This window comes from Paenibacillus wynnii (genome assembly GCF_000757885.1).
GTDB classification, from domain to species: domain Bacteria; phylum Bacillota; class Bacilli; order Paenibacillales; family Paenibacillaceae; genus Paenibacillus_AQ; species Paenibacillus_AQ wynnii.
The window spans coordinates 1,118,813-1,136,584 of record NZ_JQCR01000002.1 but is presented as its reverse complement, the minus strand read 5'-3'; the positions used below and the strand labels follow the sequence as shown (position 1 = coordinate 1,136,584).

Annotated in this window: 15 protein-coding genes; 11 read left to right on the top strand and 4 right to left on the bottom strand. The window is 46.7% G+C overall.

Annotation, left to right across the window (positions count from 1 at the left end):
• The first annotated feature begins 43 nt into the window (after positions 1-43).
• The 3 genes from yicI to PWYN_RS07655 all read left to right on the top strand — a co-directional run bounded on the left by yicI (position 44) and on the right by PWYN_RS07655 (position 5,648).
• Positions 44-2,365: an alpha-xylosidase gene (yicI, locus tag PWYN_RS07665; protein ID WP_036650110.1), complete on the top strand. Its 2,322-nt coding sequence runs from the start codon at positions 44-46 to the stop codon at positions 2,363-2,365.
• A gap of 97 nt (positions 2,366-2,462) precedes the next feature.
• Positions 2,463-3,638, top strand: a complete 1,176-nt coding sequence (locus PWYN_RS07660; RefSeq protein ID WP_036650108.1) for an SGNH/GDSL hydrolase family protein — start codon at positions 2,463-2,465, stop codon at positions 3,636-3,638.
• A gap of 24 nt (positions 3,639-3,662) precedes the next feature.
• Positions 3,663-5,648: a beta-galactosidase gene (locus tag PWYN_RS07655; RefSeq protein ID WP_036650105.1), complete on the top strand. Its 1,986-nt coding sequence runs from the start codon at positions 3,663-3,665 to the stop codon at positions 5,646-5,648.
• 846 nt (positions 5,649-6,494) lie between these two features.
• Here the strand turns inward: PWYN_RS07655 and PWYN_RS07645 are convergent.
• Positions 6,495-7,328 (bottom strand): AraC family transcriptional regulator, encoded by an 834-nt coding sequence (locus tag PWYN_RS07645; protein WP_052087823.1) that lies wholly within the window; start codon positions 7,326-7,328, stop codon positions 6,495-6,497.
• Between the two features lie 119 nt (positions 7,329-7,447).
• Here PWYN_RS07645 and PWYN_RS07640 point away from each other — a divergent pair, with 119 nt between their 5' ends.
• The 5 genes from PWYN_RS07640 (at position 7,448) to PWYN_RS27920 (ending at position 11,545) form a co-directional block, all read left to right on the top strand.
• Positions 7,448-9,478 (top strand): beta-galactosidase, encoded by a 2,031-nt coding sequence (locus PWYN_RS07640; protein WP_036650101.1) that lies wholly within the window; start codon positions 7,448-7,450, stop codon positions 9,476-9,478.
• Positions 9,479-9,662: 184 nt separating this feature from the next.
• The gene (locus PWYN_RS07635) at positions 9,663-10,118 is read left to right on the top strand and encodes a VOC family protein (RefSeq protein ID WP_036650099.1); all 456 of its coding nucleotides are present in this window, start codon (positions 9,663-9,665) and stop codon (positions 10,116-10,118) included.
• Between the two features lie 43 nt (positions 10,119-10,161).
• Positions 10,162-10,863 carry an SDR family NAD(P)-dependent oxidoreductase gene (locus tag PWYN_RS07630; protein ID WP_036650096.1) on the top strand — a complete coding sequence of 234 codons (702 nt, stop codon included), beginning with the start codon at positions 10,162-10,164 and terminating at the stop codon, positions 10,861-10,863.
• A gap of 24 nt (positions 10,864-10,887) precedes the next feature.
• Positions 10,888-11,310, top strand: a complete 423-nt coding sequence (locus PWYN_RS27925; protein WP_052087822.1) for a hypothetical protein — start codon at positions 10,888-10,890, stop codon at positions 11,308-11,310.
• The gene (locus PWYN_RS27920; protein WP_052087821.1) at positions 11,300-11,545 is read left to right on the top strand and encodes a type 1 glutamine amidotransferase family protein; all 246 of its coding nucleotides are present in this window, start codon (positions 11,300-11,302) and stop codon (positions 11,543-11,545) included. Before PWYN_RS27925 ends, PWYN_RS27920 begins: the two co-directional genes overlap by 11 nt.
• A gap of 46 nt (positions 11,546-11,591) precedes the next feature.
• Here the strand turns inward: PWYN_RS27920 and PWYN_RS07620 are convergent, their stop codons facing one another.
• Positions 11,592-12,605 (bottom strand): zinc-dependent alcohol dehydrogenase family protein, encoded by a 1,014-nt coding sequence (locus PWYN_RS07620; protein ID WP_036650094.1) that lies wholly within the window; start codon positions 12,603-12,605, stop codon positions 11,592-11,594.
• A gap of 117 nt (positions 12,606-12,722) precedes the next feature.
• Here PWYN_RS07620 and PWYN_RS07615 point away from each other — a divergent pair, with 117 nt between their 5' ends.
• Positions 12,723-13,082, top strand: coding sequence for a winged helix-turn-helix transcriptional regulator (locus tag PWYN_RS07615; protein ID WP_036650091.1), 360 nt, complete (start codon positions 12,723-12,725; stop codon positions 13,080-13,082).
• A gap of 34 nt (positions 13,083-13,116) precedes the next feature.
• A complete protein-coding gene (locus PWYN_RS07610) occupies positions 13,117-13,674 on the top strand; it encodes an SLOG family protein (RefSeq protein ID WP_036650088.1) in 558 nt (185 codons plus the stop codon).
• A gap of 54 nt (positions 13,675-13,728) precedes the next feature.
• Here PWYN_RS07610 and PWYN_RS07605 read toward each other — a convergent pair whose 3' ends face one another.
• On the bottom strand, positions 13,729-15,186 hold the full coding sequence (locus PWYN_RS07605; RefSeq protein ID WP_036650086.1) for an amidase family protein: 1,458 nt from the start codon (positions 15,184-15,186) through the stop codon (positions 13,729-13,731).
• A 161-nt stretch (positions 15,187-15,347) separates the two neighbouring features.
• Positions 15,348-16,250 carry an ArsR/SmtB family transcription factor gene (locus tag PWYN_RS07600; RefSeq protein WP_036650084.1) on the bottom strand — a complete coding sequence of 301 codons (903 nt, stop codon included), beginning with the start codon at positions 16,248-16,250 and terminating at the stop codon, positions 15,348-15,350.
• A 257-nt stretch (positions 16,251-16,507) separates the two neighbouring features.
• On the opposite strand from PWYN_RS07600, the gene PWYN_RS07595 reads away from it, so the two are divergent.
• Positions 16,508-17,749, top strand: a complete 1,242-nt coding sequence (locus PWYN_RS07595) for an extracellular solute-binding protein (protein ID WP_036650082.1) — start codon at positions 16,508-16,510, stop codon at positions 17,747-17,749.
• Positions 17,750-17,772: the final 23 nt, after the last annotated feature.

Sequence of the window (17,772 nt, the reverse complement as noted above, 5' to 3'; positions counted from 1 at the left end):
TAATACAACTATAAACACCAAATTGAAAGGTGGCAAGGTTCAAATGAAATTTACAGACGGTCTTTGGCTGGTTCGTGACGGAATTTCGATTAACGGAGCCGTACAAAATTATGCTGTGGAAAAGACTCCCGAAGGTTTAACGGCAATTACCCAAACCACTCCTATTACAGGGCGTGCAGCAACTCTGAACTCAACCCTGCTTACTGTAAAATTCCATTCCCCGCTTCCGGGCGTAGTAGGAATCAAGATTATTCACCATGATGGTGTACAAGAACGTGGACCGGTTTTTGAACTGACCAAAGGGACCGGAGATCATGTGGAAATAGAGGAGACTGAGCTGGAGACGGTTCTGATCAGCGGAGGACTGCGCGTCGTAATCAGTAAGGGAACGCATTGGGCAGTAGACTTCTACCGTGGCAGTGAGCGTATTACAGGTAGCGGTTACAAATCGATGGCCTATATCACAGATCAGGACGGAAATACGTACATGCGCGAAGAGCTAGACATTGGCGTAGGCGAGTATGTCTACGGTCTGGGTGAGCGCTTTACCCCTTTTGTAAAGAACGGACAGGTTGTTGATCTCTGGAACAAGGATGGCGGCACCAGCTCCGAGCAGGCCTACAAGAACATTCCTTTCTATGTAACAAGCAAGGGCTATGGCGTATTTGTTAACCATCCTGAGTTAGTGTCGTATGAAATTGCTTCGGAAAAAGTGAAGAAAGCTCAGTTCAGCGTAGCCGGTGAAAGCTTGGAATACTTTGTAATCGAAGGACCTACTATTAAGGAGGTTATCACCAAGTATACTTCCCTAACAGGAAAGCCAGCGCTGCCGCCGGCATGGACTTTTGGACTGTGGCTGACGACTTCGTTTACCACCGACTATGATGAAGCTACTGTGAACTCCTTCGTCGAAGGCATGGCAGAGCGTGATCTGCCACTGCACGTATTCCACTTCGACTGCTTCTGGATGCGTGAATATCAATGGACGGATTTCCAGTGGGATGAGCGCGTATTCCCGGATCCAAAGGGAATGCTGGGACGCCTGAAGGAAAAAGGTCTGAAAATCTGCGTATGGATCAACTCTTATATCGGGCAGCGTTCACCTTTGTTTGAAGAAGGTAAGAAAAATGGTTACCTAATCAAAAAGCCAAACGGTGACGTATATCAAACCGACCTATGGCAAGCGGGAATGGGGATCGTGGACTTCACTAATCCAGCTGCGTGTGAATGGTATGCCGGTTACCTGCGTGACCTAGTGGATATGGGTGTGGACAGCTTCAAAACCGACTTCGGCGAGCGTATCCCAACGGATGTTGTATACTTCGACGGTTCGGATCCGAATAAAATGCATAACTACTACACTCAATTGTACAATAAAGTTGTGTTTGGGGTTCTGGAAGAGAAGCTTGGCAAAAATGAAGCCGCTGTATTCGCACGTTCGGCAACGGCCGGCGGACAGCAGTTCCCGGTTCACTGGGGCGGCGATTGCTACGCGGACTATGAGTCTATGGCAGAAAGCTTGCGCGGCGGCTTGTCGCTCGGCTTGTCCGGCTTTGGCTTCTGGAGCCATGATATCGGCGGCTTTGAGAATACCGCTCCGGCTCATGTCTTCAAACGCTGGCTAGCCTTCGGACTGCTCTCCAGCCACAGTCGTCTGCACGGCAGCACCTCGTACCGGGTGCCTTGGGCTTACGATGACGAAGCTGTGGATGTAACCCGTTTCTTCACCAAGCTCAAATGCAGCTTGATGCCTTACCTGTATGATGTTGCTGGTCAAGCCGCAGAACATGGCTGGGCTTCGCAGCGTGCGATGGTGATGGAATTCCCGGAAGATCCTACTTGCGAAGTGCTGGACCGTCAATACATGCTGGGTGAGTCCTTGCTTGTAGCTCCTATTTTCCAGGAAAGTGGCGATGTGAAGTATTATCTGCCAGCTGGACGCTGGACACATCTTCTTAGTGGAGAAACTGTGCAAGGCGGCTCATGGCGCAAAGAGAAGTTCGACTTCTTCAGTCTGCCACTCTTCGTTCGGCCGAACACCTTGCTGGCTATCGGCAGTATCGACAACCGTCCGGATTATGATTTTGCAGAAGGCGTGAAATTCAGCTTGTATTCACTTGAAGACGGTACTGCAACTTCGGCAACCGTTCGTGATCTGAAAGGTGCTCCAGAATTAACTGTTACCGCTGAGCGTAAGGGTAGTACATTAACAATTACTGCTGAAGGCAGTGGTAAAGAGTTTACCTTCTCACTGAAGGATCTGGGGGCTATTGCATCAGTTAAGGGTGCAGATCAGATGGATGATACAACAGTGAAAGTAAATGCAGGCAGCAAATCCGTATCGTTCAGTATTGAACTGAAATAGATCGCACATGTAAGCGAACCTCTCTTATGAAATGGGACTTAGCAGTCTTTCATTTCATAGAGAGGTTTTTTTAAAAAAGCAAGGAGGACAGAGGCCAATGAACAACAACCAACACAAGGAAGCGGGGCTCGAAAGTGTAGGCCAATCCGGTTATACTTCCGCAACGGTCGTTTCGACCGCCGCCAATTTTATTATGAATAAGAAGGAGCCAATCACGCATACCTTCCGAACTTACATAAAGGTTAGGGCGCATGGAAAGCTTGACCTGAAGCTTTGGCATAGCAACGCTGTGGATTCCACATGGGATATGGGGCAGGAGGCCGTCGGAGGCGAACCGGGTGGTATCTGGGAAATTGTAGAGGCATATATAGCAGATGGAGGAACGGAGCTTGACGGCAGTATCATCGAAGATACACAAGCTGCGGTTACCTTTGGAGGTCATGTCTCACGAACGGTTGCAGCCGGGAAAAGCTTCTGGAGCGACGAGGTTCATTTGGAACTGCCCGACGGGCACTATTTAGCGTTCACGTGGACACTTAGAACTCTAGCTCCTGGCAAATCCTTCCCATACAACGTAGAGGGAATGCTAGTAACCGCTTATGATGCACCCGGCAGCCTTGCCGCTCAGGAATCGGCTGAGTTTTTTAAACCGTCGGAGAATCTATTGGTCTTACCGAGCTTTATAGGTTATAAGAAAAATGTGCAGAAAAAGCTGGTGTTTCTGGGAGATTCGATTACACAAGGCGTAAGAACATTTAAGGATGCCTATGAGTACTGGTCAGCCTTGATCGCAGATGGATTGGGTTCGGATTATGGAGTCTGGAATATCGGCTCCGGCTGGGGAAGAGCCTATGACGTAGCTGCCGGAGGACCCTGGCTTCATAAAGCCAAGCAGGGTGATGAGGTAATGATTGTTCTGGGTGTGAATGATTTGGACATTGGTCAGCGTTCGGCTGAGGAGTTGCTTCGTGACTTGATGGTGATTATTTCTGAGTTAAGAAGCGCTAATCCTGAAGTGAGCATTCTGCTTACAACAGTACCTCCGTTCAATTTCGAGGGGGATAAAGAACAGGCGTGGCGGGAAGTAAATACAAGCATTCTCACAAGTCCTCCGGTAGGCGTAAATCGTGTGTTTGATATCGCCCGCGTGCTGTCCATGCCCGCTCCTTATGAACATCGCATCAGATCGGAGTATATGAGCGGCACCGACGATCCGCATCCTAATGGGGCGGCTGGCCAGAGAATTGCAAAGGAATTTCTAGAGTGGTATTGATACAGAGGGGACGTGAACATAGCTATGTATAACCAGGTTCAAATCGGCGTTGATTATTACCCAGAGCACTGGGATGAGTCTCTGTGGGAGACCGATATCAGGCTGATGAAGCAGACGGGAGTCAAAGTAGTTCGGGTCGCTGAGTTTGCATGGAGTAGGCTGGAGCCGACAGATGGAGATTTTCAATTGGCTTGGCTGGATAGGGTTATTGATCTTTTTCACCAATACGGTATACAAGTTGTCATTGGAACGCCCACCGCCACTCCACCGCGCTGGCTGACGACGAACTATTCGGATGTGCTTCCGGTATTTGCGGACGGGCGAATTTTTCACCCGGGGGTCCGCGGACACCGTTGTTATAACAGCCCATCGCTACGTGAATATGGAAGCCGAATCACCCGTAAGCTAGGGCAGCATTATAGCGCACATCCGGCTGTTATCGGCTGGCAGACCGACAATGAATTCAGCATGATCGATTGTCACTGTGAGAATTGCAATGATGCGTTCCGTAACTGGGTTAAAGAAAAGTATGAGTCTTTGGAGGTAGTAAACAGGGAATGGGGTACCGTGGTTTGGAGCGGAGAATACAGTGCTTGGAATGAACTCACAGTTCCACTTGGGGGCTCACCGCATCAAAATCCGTCCTTTTTGCTGGATTTTCAACGTTTCCAGTGGGATGCAGTAGTCGTGTTTCAGAAGTCGCAGATTGATATTTTACGCTCGACATGCCCACGGCATTTCATCACCCATAACTTTCATAGTTACCCGCAACGCTTGGATTTGTACGCTGTAAGCGCGGAGCTGGATGTAGCTGCTTTTGACTATTATCCGAACACCTCTCCGCTGAAACAGGAGACCACTCCTTACAGTGGAGCACTTTCCTTGGACTTGACCCGGGGTATTAAGCGCCGAAATTTCTGGATTATGGAGCAGCTCAGCGGTTCTCCGGGCTGTTGGATGCCTATGTGGCGCGCACCTTACCCAGGTTTTATCCGGGCTTACGCCTGGCAGACAATCGCCAGAGGAGCAGATACGGTCGTTCATTTTCGATGGAGAAGTGCAGTCGCCGGAGCGGAACAATATTGGCATGGACTGATCGATCATAGCAACGTCCCAGGCCGTAGGTTTGCAGAGTTCAGCCAGCTATGCAGCGAAGTGAATGCGTTGGGCGGCAGATTGGAAGGAACTACTCTGAACAATGAGGTAGCTATATTGCATTCCTATGAACAGCTGGCAGCGCTGCATATTCAGCCTCAGGCTGAGGGGATGGATTATTATGAGAATATTAAGCAATACCACCGAGCGATCACCAAGCTTGGAATGGGCTGTGATGTTATTGAATGGAAACAACCGTTGGATGGCTATAAGGTAATCATTGCCCCAAGCCTGTACTTATTAGATGAGGAGACTGCCTGTCGGCTGGAGGATTTTGCAGCTGCTGGTGGGACTTTGATCATAACGAACCGCAGCGGCGTCAAAAACATGAACAACATCGGCGTAATGCAACCGCTGCCGGGATTACTCAGCCATGCGGCAGGTGTCCGAGTGGATGAGTACGACCCTATCGGCAGCGAAATGCATACGGTAGTGGATGCAGAAGGACAAACCTATACATGCAGTCAATGGTCTGATCTGTTGACACCTACCACTGCGGAACCTATTGCTTGGTATGGGGACGATTTCTATGCTGGAATTCCAGCCGTTACGGTGAACGTCTTTGGACAAGGAGAGGTCTATTACCTCGGAACCCATGTGGAAGAAAGCTATTGGTCTGTTCTACTAACGAATATGGCCGAGAAGCATAAACTGATGCATTTTGCAGGACTACCCGATGGAGTCCAGGCTTCTGTTCGCACAGGGGAAAGCGGAACATTCCTGTTCCTGCTAAACTTGGACCGCAAGCCGCAAACTGTCCAGTTAGCGCGTGATTACAACAGTCTGCTTTCTGGCACCTTGCGTTCCGGTCAACTGGCGCTCGAGCCTTATGGAGTAGAAATTCTAGAGATGTAATATTGCTTCTGCGAGCGAAGTGATGCTATTGAGAGGTATAAGTACATTTGAATTGGTGGAAACGAGCTGCTGGGGCGGAATGAAGTGTATAAGTACACTTGAATTGGTGGTTTTGAGCTGCTGGGGCGGAATGAAGTGTAAAAGTACATTTGAATTGGTGGAAACGAGCTGCTGGGGCCGAATGAAGTGTATAAGTACACTTGAATTGGTGGAAACGAGCTGCTGGGGCGGAATGAAGTGTATAAATACACTTGAATTGGTAGAGACGAGCTGCTGGGGCCGAATGAAGTGTATAAGTACACTTGAATTGGCCTCTGCGAGCGAAGCAATGCTAATGCCTCCGCTGAAGATGCCTCTGCGAGCGAAGCGATGCTAATGACTCCGCTGAAAGTGCCTCTGCGAGCGAAGCGATGCTAATGCCTCCGCTGAAGATGCCTCTGCGAGCGAAGCGATGCTAATGACTCCGCTGAAAGTGCCTCTGCGAGCGAAGCGATGCTAATGTAGGTACAAGCACATTTAAGTTGTGCTCGGCGGCCGATTGAGGCCAATCGAGGGCACACTTGCCCTCTCCACCCCACACTGTGTTCTAAAAGTGTGGGGTTTTATGGTTTTGAACTGCTATATTGGGTGGTATATGACCCGGATATTGCGGAACGAAGAGAAATTTTGGAACTGTAGAAGCGTTAGCGTTCGCCTTTATGGATTGATTCCAACCGCGTAGTCGGTATAAATTGAAGGAATCCATCCATAACAGCGATCGGAAGTCCAAAACTTTCTCGTAGTGGCGCACCAATTCCGAATCATCATCCCCACCGTGCAGTTCACCCCAATCGAGTCCCCGCAAATTTAGTGCAGTCTTCTAAATTGCTCCGGAGTAGTCCCTGACTGCTTACGAAACGTAGCCACGAAGTGGCTGACATCGCGAAATCCAACCCTCTGGGAGATTGTTTTTACCGTAGTTGTCGGTTGGCTCACCAGCAGTTCCTTCGCTTTCCGCATACGCAAACGTACAAAATAGGCGTATGGAGATAATCCGAAGGTCTGCATGAACAAGCTGTTAAGATAGCGCCCGGATACTCCAAGTTGAGTGGAGAGATCATATAAGCCGATATCGGGGTCCCCGAAATTAAGGTCCATCCATTTCAGCAGGGGCTGAAGCTTGTCGATATTGCGGGAAATCGCCGCATTGTTATGAAGCTGGCCGTATTTACTGAGGGTAATTAAAAAATGATATGCATCCGTGGAGGCCTGAAGGCCGAACATATCCTGATGCTCTTCCTGCCAAGCCAGCATACCGTTCAGCATGTCCGACAGGGGGGCTTCATTCTCCCAACGATATAGAGAGGAGGACTTGATGCCGAGTGCCTCCACAATCTGGCGAGTAGAGCTGCCTCCAAAGGTTAAATAATAGGTCTGCCAATCAGCGGTTACGCCTTCATAACGGTGAGGGGTATGGGGGAGCAGAAGCACACCGCTTCCTACCCTTAGATTAAGCGTCTTATTTTCAAAATATATGTTGCCCTCACCGCGTACGGTCTGTATCCAGTGGTACACAGGATAACCGTCGGGGCGGGTTACTTTTTCCTGTTCGGGGTTGTGACCCACACTGTCCAGCGTAATAGGCAAATGCTGTCCGCCCTCTTGAGTGAATACGATTCTTCGATGAACTGTATCCGGCACGTGATCATCTCCAATTAAGTTCCATATTATTATAGTGTGAAGATAGAATATTATATTTAAAGGCGGTAGTGTCAGGTTTACAATAGATATATATTTATACTATAAAGGATGTGTAGACCTTGATCAACGATAAATTGCCGAAGATTTGGTATGGTGGAGATTACAATCCTGAACAGTGGGAAGCTTCGGACTGGGTAGAAGATGAGCGTATGTTCAAGCTGGCAGGGATTGATGTTGCCACAATCAATGTATTTTCCTGGGCATTGATTCAGCCTGCTGAGGACACTTATGATTTCTCAGGACTTGATGCAATGATGGATAGATTATATAAGAACGGTACCTATGTGTGTCTGGCTACAGCAACAGGTGCACATCCGGCTTGGATGGCGCATCGCTATCCTGAAGTCACACGGGTAGATGTACAAGGCAGAAAACGTAAATTTGGCGGACGCCACAACTCTAATCCGAACAGCCCGGTTTACCGCAAATATGCGGCACTGCTGGCTGGTAAACTGGCTGAGCGCTATAAGGATCATCCGGCGTTGGTAGCTTGGCATATCTCTAACGAATATGGTGGATATGACTATTCCGAACAATCCGCAGCCGCCTTCCGCGTATGGCTACAGGAACGTTATGGCACACTCGAAGCCCTGAATAAAGCATGGAATACCCGCTTCTGGGGTCACACCTTTTACGATTGGGAAGAAATCGTTGTACCCAATGAGCTGAGTGAAGAATGGAACGGAAATCGTACCAACTTCCAAGGGATCTCACTGGATTACCGTAGATTCATGTCGTACAGCCTGTTGGAATGCTACAAGATTGAATATGAAGCCATCAAGGAACACAGCAAAGACATTCCGGTTACAACTAATCTAATGGGCTTTTATCCGGAGCTGGATTATTTCGAATGGGCCAAGCATATGGATGTTATCTCTTGGGACAACTACCCTTCATTGGATACACCGGTTAGCCATACCGCAATGACCCATGATTTGATGCGTGGACTCAAGAACGGCCAGCCGTTCATGCTGATGGAGCAAACCCCAAGCCAGCAAAACTGGCAGCCGTACAACACCTTGAAGCGTCCGGGCGTTATGCGTTTGTGGAGCTATCAGGCTGTGGCACGGGGTGCAGATACGGTGTTGTTCTTCCAGCTCCGCCGTTCCATTGGTGCCTGCGAGAAGTACCACGGTGCTGTTATCGAGCATGTGGGTCATGAGAACACACGCGTGTTCCGTGAATGTGCAGAACTGGGCAGAGAATTGGAGCAGCTTGGAGATCAATTGCTGGATGCCCGTAGTGAGGCTGAGATTGGGATTATCTACGATTGGGAGAACCGTTGGGCGCTTGATCTTTCGAGCGGACCGTCGGTAGCCTTGGATTATGTTAATGAAGTGCATAAATATTATGACGCATTGTATCAACAGAATATTGAAGCTGACATGATCGGTGTTGAAGAGAATCTCTCTAAATACAAGGTTGTCATTGCACCTGTGTTATACATGGTTAAACCGGGTTTTGCTCAGAAGGTAGAAGCTTTTGTTCAGGCCGGGGGCACCTTTATTACGACCTATTTCAGCGGTATCGTCAATGAGAATGATCTAGTGACTGTAGGCGGTTATCCGGGGGAATTGCGGAAGGTGTTGGGAATTTGGGCGGAAGAAATTGACGCGCTGCTGCCGGGTATGAGCAATCAAATCGTGATGAACAAGGAGTGGGGCGGACTGAGCGGTACTTACACATGTGATCTGCTCTGCGATTTGATTCATTCCGAGGGTGCAGAAGTACTGGGTCAGTACGGTTCTGATTTCTACAAAGGTATGCCTGCACTCACGGTCAACTCTTTCGGTGAAGGTAAAGCTTATTATGTTGCCACAAGTCCGGAGGCGGGTTTCCTGCAGGGCTTCCTAGCCAACGTGTGCGCTGAGAATGATATTAAGCCCCTAGTCCAAGCACCTGAGGGTATCGAATCCGTTCAACGTGTAAAAGACGGGGTCTCCTATTTGTTCCTGTTGAATCACACCGAAGCAGATCTTAGCGCCGAAATTGGTTCTGCTCAGCGTATGGATTTATTAACTGGCAAGACGGTAAGTGGTTCAGCCGTTGTTCCTAGCCGTGGCGTATTGATTCTAAAGGGTGAAAAGTAACAGCAAAGCTATCGATCTGTATTCTTCAGTTGGCGACTAATAAAAATGCGATGGAGTATTCTGAAAAGAAGATTACCATCGCATTTTACTTTTTTATATATGGACAGCCCTGGAAGATAGGTGTAAATTAGAGCCACAAATGAACGCACGTTCATTGTGAATGCGCATACAAGGGAGAAGCGAAATGGACAAAAATATATTGGGTACCCAAATCGTTACACAGATCGGAATTATCGTTAACGACATCGAGAAAGTATCGCAAAGCTACGCTGATTTCTTTGGTATTGAGAAGCCGGAATGGTTCTGGACGGATACGGTGGATGTTGCCCAGACTGAATTTAACGGGGAATCATCCATCGCACGTTCCAAGTTAGCTTTTATAGATGGTGGACAATTACAGATTGAATTAATTGAACCCGACCATAACCCTTCGACTTGGCGCGAGTTTCTGGATGAGAAGGGTGAAGGCGTTCACCATATAGCTTTTGGAATTAAAGGAATGAAAGAAAAGATTGAACTGCTGAACCGCAACAAGATGCCATTAATTCAAAAAGGGGAGTACACAGGAGGACGATATGCCTACATGGATTCCTTTGATGAATTGAAAGTGCTCATTGAACTGCTGGAGAATGATAACTAATCAACAATTAAATTAATTCATTACATTCAGGAGGACATGGAAAATGATCATACTTATAACTGGAGCCAGCCAAGGTCTAGGTCTGGAAACGGTACGAGCGGCTGTTGAACGTGGTCATCAAGTTATTGCAGGAATTCGCAGCCCAGTCAAAGATAACGAACAGCTTAGGGAATTGCAAAATACTTTCGAAGGCAAGCTCACAGTTATACAGCTAGATGTCAATGATGAGGAGGCCATAAGAAAAGCGAAGGACGCGGTTGAGAAACAGCATGGTAGTATTGACGCTATTATTAATAACGCAGGCATCCTCCTTGCGCGGGAGTGTTCAATAGAAGAGCTGGATTTTGCAGATGTGGAACAATCGATGCTAACCAACCTGTATGGACCGATGAAAGTCGTTAAGCACTTCTTACCCCTGCTGCGCCTAAGCGCTTCTCCTTGTATTATCAATATCAGTTCTGAAGCAGGAAGTTTCAGCGGGGCTTATGGCAAGGACTATCCGTATGCGTTATCAAAAAGCGGCCTGACCTATTTCTCAGCTCAATTGCGGAAAGCGCTTACCCCTGAAGGATTTGTTGTGTATTCAGTTCATCCCGGCTGGATTCGAACGTCTATGGGCGGGGAACAAGCTACTGGCGATCCCAAGGATCCAGCTTTGGGGCTGGTTCAACTTGCTGAGAGAGAAGTTCTACCTGCACAAGAGTCTTGGATGATCAATCATAAAGGGGAGCCGATGTCTTTCTAATCCAGTATAAGGGGACGGGTTATTATGAAGAATGTTGTGGCTATTGTCGGAGATTATTATCATGATTATGAGCTCGCAAAGCAATCTCTGGATCAAATTCTAATGCCCTATGCAGATGAAGGGATTGTGAAGGTCAGCTATGTATCCGTCGAACAGATTTCTGCTGAGCTGGAGAAGCAGCCGGATGTGGTGATCTTATTTGCGGAGGATCGCACCGATCCCCAGAATCAGCCGGAGGCACGCTGGATGACAAGCGTAGTCTCTCAGCAGATCGAATTCTTTGTGAATCAAGGCGGATCATGGATTGCCTGGCATTCCGGCCTTGCTTCTTATCCGGAAGAAAGTGAGTACGAAGATGCTTCGAGGGTACTTTCTCTCCCATCCTTCCCACCATTCAGAAGTCACTTATACGCCGATCGAAGGAACAAGGCTTGGATTGGCGGATGAATCCTTTAGCTTCAAGGATGAACATTATTTTGTTGAATGTGCGGAGGATAAGACGGAAGTGTTCCTGCGGTCCACCTCTTCAGACGGTGCTTCAGCGGCTGGATGGGCCCATTTTTTCGGGAGAGGTCGAGTGGGATGTATCACCCCGGCACATTTAGCTGAAGGGCTGTTAAATCCAGATTTTATCGCAGTGATGAGACGGCTGTTTACTTGGTGCGCTGACCTGGCTGTATAAAGTAACAACATCCCGAGCTGCACAAAGCGGCTTGGGATGTTGTTGTTTAAAATACAATGCATATCTTTCCAAAATATGAACCCTCAGCTAAATGATGCAAAGCCTCTGTGGCTCGGTCAAAAGTGAATATACTATCTACTACAGGACGTAGGTTGTGCTGCTCGACCGCGAGGTTCATGTTCTCAAACATAGCACGGCTGCCAACATTAATCGCTTGAAGACGTGCTTTCTTCATGATGGCGGGAACAAGAGCAAAGTCTTCTACGCTGGCACCTGAAAGAATACCGACGATGCTAATCTGTCCGCCTACCTTCAACGCGGAGATCGAGCGATTTAGTGTAGACGCGCCACCTAGGTCTAAGATATGATCAGCTCCCCGTCCTTGGGTGTAATTGAGAATGGCTTTATCCCAATCTGTATTTCGCTTATAGTTAATACCGTAATCAGCACCCATCAAATTGGCGCGTTCTAGCTTCTCATCACTGCTTGAGATCACAATTACCTTAGCTCCTTGGAGCTTGGCGAATTGTAGAGCGAATAAGGAAAAGCCACCCGTTCCTTGAACAACTACCGTATCCCCCGCTTTCACCTTTCCTTCTTCCACGATGGCATGCCAGGCTGTTACCCCGGCACAGGGCAGCGTAGCGGCTTCTTCATCGGTCAAATGTCCGGGGACATGAATGAGTCCTTCCTCCGGCAGAACGACATATTCAGCAAGCAGTCCATCAAGCGGACTTCCTAGTGTAGTCACCCAATTGGCCTGTGTCGGTTCACCTCCCGTCCAACTTTGGGTAAAGATTCCGCATGCCCTATCTCCTATTTGAAACCTGGAGACATCCTCTCCTATAGCAATAACCTCACCGACTCCATCAGACACTGGAATAAGAGGAACGGTCAGATTGGGGTTATAAAACCCATCAATGACTCCTAGATCACGTGAGTTAAGAGCTACGGCTCTCATACGGAGTAGAACTTCACCCGGTCCTGGAGTCGGAACAGGACGATTGACTTCAATGAGGTGATCTATGCCAAAGCCACCTTGAATAACATATGCTTTCATTATATAAATCCTCCTTCACGGGTTATAGACACACATTAACTCATGGACTAAAATTTAGTAAGAGGGCACTTTAAAGTAGGCTACGAACCCAAAAGTACGTGAGGAGGATTAAAAAGTATGAAAATACCGGATATTTCAATATCGGCTTGCGGTTACAGCCAGGTGCTTGAAATTATATCTAACAAGTGGGCCGGATCGGTCATTTATGCCTTAGAGGATGGAACCCTCCGGTATGGAGAGGTGAAGAATCGTATAGAAGATATTTCGCAGAAGATGCTAACCCAAACCTTAAAACAATTAGAACGGGATGGGCTGGTAAGAAGAGAGGTCAAACCATCCGTCCCACCCATCGTTGAATACTCATTGACAGATTTAGGAGAAACATTGATTCCCTGCATGAGGATGTTGAAGGGCTGGGCGTTGAATCATTATTCTTCAGTCAATAAGGCTAGAGAGGAATATGACCGGACAAATTAAGGCTTGTAGGTAGTAACAAGAAAAGAGGCATCCCATGAAAACCTTACTGGTCACAGGCTACCGTGCCCATGAGCTCGGAATTTTTGACAACAAGCACCCGGGAATTCCATATATCAAAAAAGTGTTGGCCGCCCGAATAGCTCCGTTCGTTGAAGAAGGCGTAGAATGGATTATTACTCCCGGTCAATACGGTGTGGATTTGTGGGCTTGCGAGGTCGTCATTGAGCTGAAGCGCCAATATCCGGACCTGAAGTTGGGCATTATTACAGCTCATGCTTCACCGGAGGAAAAGTGGAAGGAAGATAAGCAGGACCAGTATCGGCGGATAGTAGCTGGTGCCGATTACTACGGGGCGGTCAGTAATGCTCCTTATGATGGCCCCTGGCAATTTCGGGCCAGAGATGATTTATTGTTCCGTAAAAGTGATGGAATTCTGCTCTTTTATGATGAAGATGCCGCGGAAGGAAGTCCTAAGTTTTTTAAGGAACGTGCTCTGAAGCTGCATGAGGACAGTGATTATGGGTTGTTTCTGATTCATTCGGAAGAAATTCAGAATATTGCGGATGAGGAGAACCAGCGGGGTTATGATTGAAAAAAATCCGCAGCTACAAGCTGCGGATCAGGATTCAGTATGTGTGCATCTACTTTAAATAAAGCTGCGCAATGATGGCGGTTTTCGTACCTTGGAGGCTTGTTCAAACGCATAGGCCATCTTAATGAGTTGCGGTTCTTGGTATGCCTTAGCCGAGAAGGTTACACCGAAAGGGGCACCTACCCCTGTATAACCGGAAGGTACGACAATGGATGGATATCCTGCTCTGGAAGTGATTCTGGCACCGAAGTCTGCCGGGAAAAGCAGTGCATCCAACTGATGCTCTTTCATAACGGCATCTATGCCTTCTTCCTTGCATAACTTCAGGTCGGTAGCTCGGTCACGAATGTAATGCGGTTCGGTAAATGTACCGGAGGTAGTATATTCAGCCTCAATCAGCGTTATCTGACCGTATTTTAAGGTTTCTATGGGATGAGCGTGGTTATAATCTATGATTTGCTTCAAGGTTCTTATTGGAGCACCCGGTCCCAAACGGGACAGATACGCATTCAAGGAAGTTTTGAACTCGTTCAAGACGACTGAGGAATAGCTGATTTCCCGTGCTGTTCTAATATCGGCAGGATCTACAATGGTTGCGCCCATCTCGCTCATAAGCTCAACAGAAGCGTTGAAGAGAGCTAGCTGTTCCTCCGTCAATTCCTCGAAATAATAATCGCGCGGAATACCGATTCGTACCCCTTGCAGTCCGTCCTTATCGAGAAAATCCGTGTAATCCTCATGAATCCTGCCGTAGTTTGACCCCATCGCAGCGTCACTATCATCTCTCCCGAGCATGGCATTTAGCATCAGCACAGCATCCGTAACAGTTCTAGCCATAGGACCCGCTGTGTCTTGTGTATTGGAGAGGGGTAGAATACCAGAACGGCTTAAGAGTCCCACAGTAGGTTTGATACCGATGACAGAGCCCAAGTTCCCGGGGTTCAGAATCGAGCCGGACGTTTCGGTTCCCACAGACACCGTGCAGAAATTGCAGGCTACTGCCACTGCGGAACCCGCGCTTGAGCCGCCGGTGGGGGAGGATATGTTGTATGGGTTCAGCACCTGACCGCCGCGGGAGCTGTAACCCGAAGGCATACCGTTGGTCATAAAGTTGGCGAACTCGGTCATATTTGCTTTTCCCATAATGATAGCCCCGGCTTCCCGTAGCTTCGTTACAATAAATGCATCTTCTAAGGCAAAAGAATCCGCCAAGGCCAAGGATCCTGCACTCGTATGCATTTTATCACCTGTATTGATGTTGTCTTTTAATAAGACCGGGATGCCGTGCATTGGACCTCGGGCTCCGCGTAACGTTCGTTCTACATCCAGAGATTCTGCAATAAATAACGCATCAGGGTTGATCTCCAGTACGGAGTTAATCGTAAGGCCATTTTTGTCATGATCCGCTATGCGTTCAAGATACATAAGCACTAATTGCTTCGACGTAATTTCTCCGGCATCCAAAGCAGCTTGAATGTCCGTAATGGTGGCCTCAACGATTTCAAAGCTCATGCGTGATCTCACTTCTTTCTCTGATTAGGGTATTGTACGATAATTATAACCAACCTTTGGCAGACCTCATAGTCCTTCTTTTTAGCAGGGATTTTAGCGAAAAACGACCCACCATTCAATTCGATTGAATGGGGGTCGTCCTATTGTGAAATCTATACAATTTATAGATAGTATAATTTAAACATGATGTCCTGATCATGATTCCCGAATTTTTTTCCGAAAATCGTTGCTCCTCCCACGTGTTCCGCATCCTCTTTCACTTCGATTCGAAAGGTCCATCTGTCACAAGCTGAATCCAGATCCTCGATTGTAACGTTGGACAAGGGATCTCCATCAATGTAGGTTCCATGGCTGGTAATTCTAATGGTCTTAAGTAATCCGTATTGGTTGACATTGATTGGCCACCATTTAGGTGTGAACTTCCCTCTAGTGTCTGCAAAGTCCCCTGGACTTCGCCACGTTCCGAGTTCCAAACCGTTCAGAGAAAAAGTGATGTCGGAAGGCCACACATCATTGGAGAAGGGGAATTCAGAAGATAGCTCCAGGCTAATTTCGAATTGCTGCAGTTTCTCCTCGTTTTTCAGAAAGTTGGCAATATTATATTGGACGAAGCCTTGGGTAAACCATAAAATTTCCGCATCTACTCTCTTGGAATCCATAAAATATTTTGGTTCATCTACCCTACCGATGAATTCTTTCTCCGTTGCGAGCCCGCAGGTTGGCTTTAGATCATAATCCGTATAGTGGCCGATAGGTACCGATGTCTCATAAGAGGCAAAGGAATGGAAGATTTTTTTGGGGAATTTGATTTCAATATGATCTACTCTTAATACCGATATTTTTTGGAGCCCCGATTTTCCAGGGATTTTCTCGGTTTTAATGATTCCCGCATCCTCCAGTTTTTGAATATGCTTAATCACTATAGGGCTGCTTAATCCAAGCTGTTCTGCAAGGTCCTTAATGTTCATTTTATTTTTGGAGAGTAATTGGATGATTTTTATTCGAACTTCACTTGCCAGTGCCTCGTACACAACGAGTGAGGATTGATCTATTGCCAGCTGCATGGTTTATTCACTTCTCTCAAAGTATAAGATATTTACCTATCTATAAAGTAACACGAATGATAATTGAAGTAAATATTATTAATGATAAAGCGCTTTTAAGTAAACAAATTTGTTAAGTAAGTTCAAAAATAAATAATTAACTTTATGTTTATGTTATTGACACCGCTTTCACTGACTTGTATACTTAGCCCAAGTTGATTGTTTTCGAATACATATTTCGTTAATAATTACTAGATGATTAACAGGAGGAGAAAGCTTTGAAAAAAAAGTGGGGTCTTACAGCTTTAATTCTCGTTTTTATGGTATCAGGGGTATTGGCAGGTTGTGGAGACAAAGGTAAGAATACAGTTACGTTTTGGACACCATTAACCGGTGATGATGGTGCGTATATGGATCAGCTTGTAAAAGACTACAATGCAACGAACCCGGACATTAAAGTAAAGCATGTAATTACAGCTGATATGTATACAAAGATTTCTACCGTTATGAACTCGGGTAAAGGTGTACCTGACTTATCAATTATCCATGCAGACCGTGTTCCGGGATTTGTGAAGCAAGACATGTTAGAGCCAATAACCAATGTAACAGCAGCACAGCCTGAAATAAAAGAAGAGAATTACTTGCCGCAAGCCTGGTCCACAGGCAACATAGGCGGCACTCAATATACAGTTCCCCTAGATATTCATGCTAACGTTATGTATTACAATAAAGACTTGCTTAAGAAATATAATGCAGAATCCTTCCTGGATGATAATGTAGTAACCGTTGATGAAATGCTCTCTTTAAAAGGCAAGCTAGATGAAGGTGACTATGTAGTTAATGATGCGCTATTGGGTTGGGTGATTTTGGCTCAAATCCAAAACTTGGGTGGAGACATTCAAGAAAACGGCAAGCCTGCTGTGAATACACCCGTATTCAAAAAAGCATTTGAAAGCGTAAAACAAATTAATGATGCAGGATTGATGACACCGTTTGGTGAAGATGGCTACTTGATGTTCCAATCTCAACATGTTCTATTCTCGACAGACGGTACTTGGAGCTCTACAGCCCATGCTGGAGTGGAAGGATTGAATTTCGGAATTACAAATGTCTACTCCACCAACGCTGATAAATTTACGAACAGATCTTCTTCGCACTTGTTCTCCATGCTGAAGAATAAAGATAGAACTGATGAGAAAGAAGCCGCTATTGGTAGCTTCCTTGAATTCATCCGCCAGAACTCTATTGAATGGGCGAAAGCAGGACAAATCGTAGCCAGTAAAAAAGTTAACGAAAGTCCGGAATATAAAAACTACATTCAATCCTTCTTTACTTCTAGTGAAGAAGAAATTAAATCGCTGTTCATTTACACTTATGAATACTATCCATACATCGCAGAAGCTGTAGATACCTACTGTGGGGATATCGTTCGGGGTAATGTGGATATTGATGAAACACTGCAGACCATGCAAAAATTCGTAGAAGATAAAATCGCTGAGAGCAGCGGTGGAGCTAAATAAGCAGGAAAAAGAAAAGATTGTAT

Excerpts from the sequence above, each read along its gene's own strand:
- PWYN_RS07600 (WP_036650084.1), bottom strand. The coding sequence starts at position 16,250 with ATGCAGCTGGCAATAGATCAATCCTCACTCGTTGTGTACGAGGCACTG.
- PWYN_RS07660 (WP_036650108.1), top strand. The coding sequence starts at position 2,463 with ATGAACAACAACCAACACAAGGAAGCGGGGCTCGAAAGTGTAGGCCAA.
- PWYN_RS07615 (WP_036650091.1), top strand. The coding sequence starts at position 12,723 with ATGAAAATACCGGATATTTCAATATCGGCTTGCGGTTACAGCCAGGTG.
- PWYN_RS07620 (WP_036650094.1), bottom strand. The coding sequence starts at position 12,605 with ATGAAAGCATATGTTATTCAAGGTGGCTTTGGCATAGATCACCTCATT.
- PWYN_RS07605 (WP_036650086.1), bottom strand. The coding sequence starts at position 15,186 with ATGAGCTTTGAAATCGTTGAGGCCACCATTACGGACATTCAAGCTGCT.
- PWYN_RS07630 (WP_036650096.1), top strand. The coding sequence starts at position 10,162 with ATGATCATACTTATAACTGGAGCCAGCCAAGGTCTAGGTCTGGAAACG.
- PWYN_RS27925 (WP_052087822.1), top strand. The coding sequence starts at position 10,888 with ATGAAGAATGTTGTGGCTATTGTCGGAGATTATTATCATGATTATGAG.
- PWYN_RS07635 (WP_036650099.1), top strand. The coding sequence starts at position 9,663 with ATGGACAAAAATATATTGGGTACCCAAATCGTTACACAGATCGGAATT.
- PWYN_RS07655 (WP_036650105.1), top strand. The coding sequence starts at position 3,663 with ATGTATAACCAGGTTCAAATCGGCGTTGATTATTACCCAGAGCACTGG.
- PWYN_RS07610 (WP_036650088.1), top strand. The coding sequence starts at position 13,117 with ATGAAAACCTTACTGGTCACAGGCTACCGTGCCCATGAGCTCGGAATT.
- yicI (WP_036650110.1), top strand. The coding sequence starts at position 44 with ATGAAATTTACAGACGGTCTTTGGCTGGTTCGTGACGGAATTTCGATT.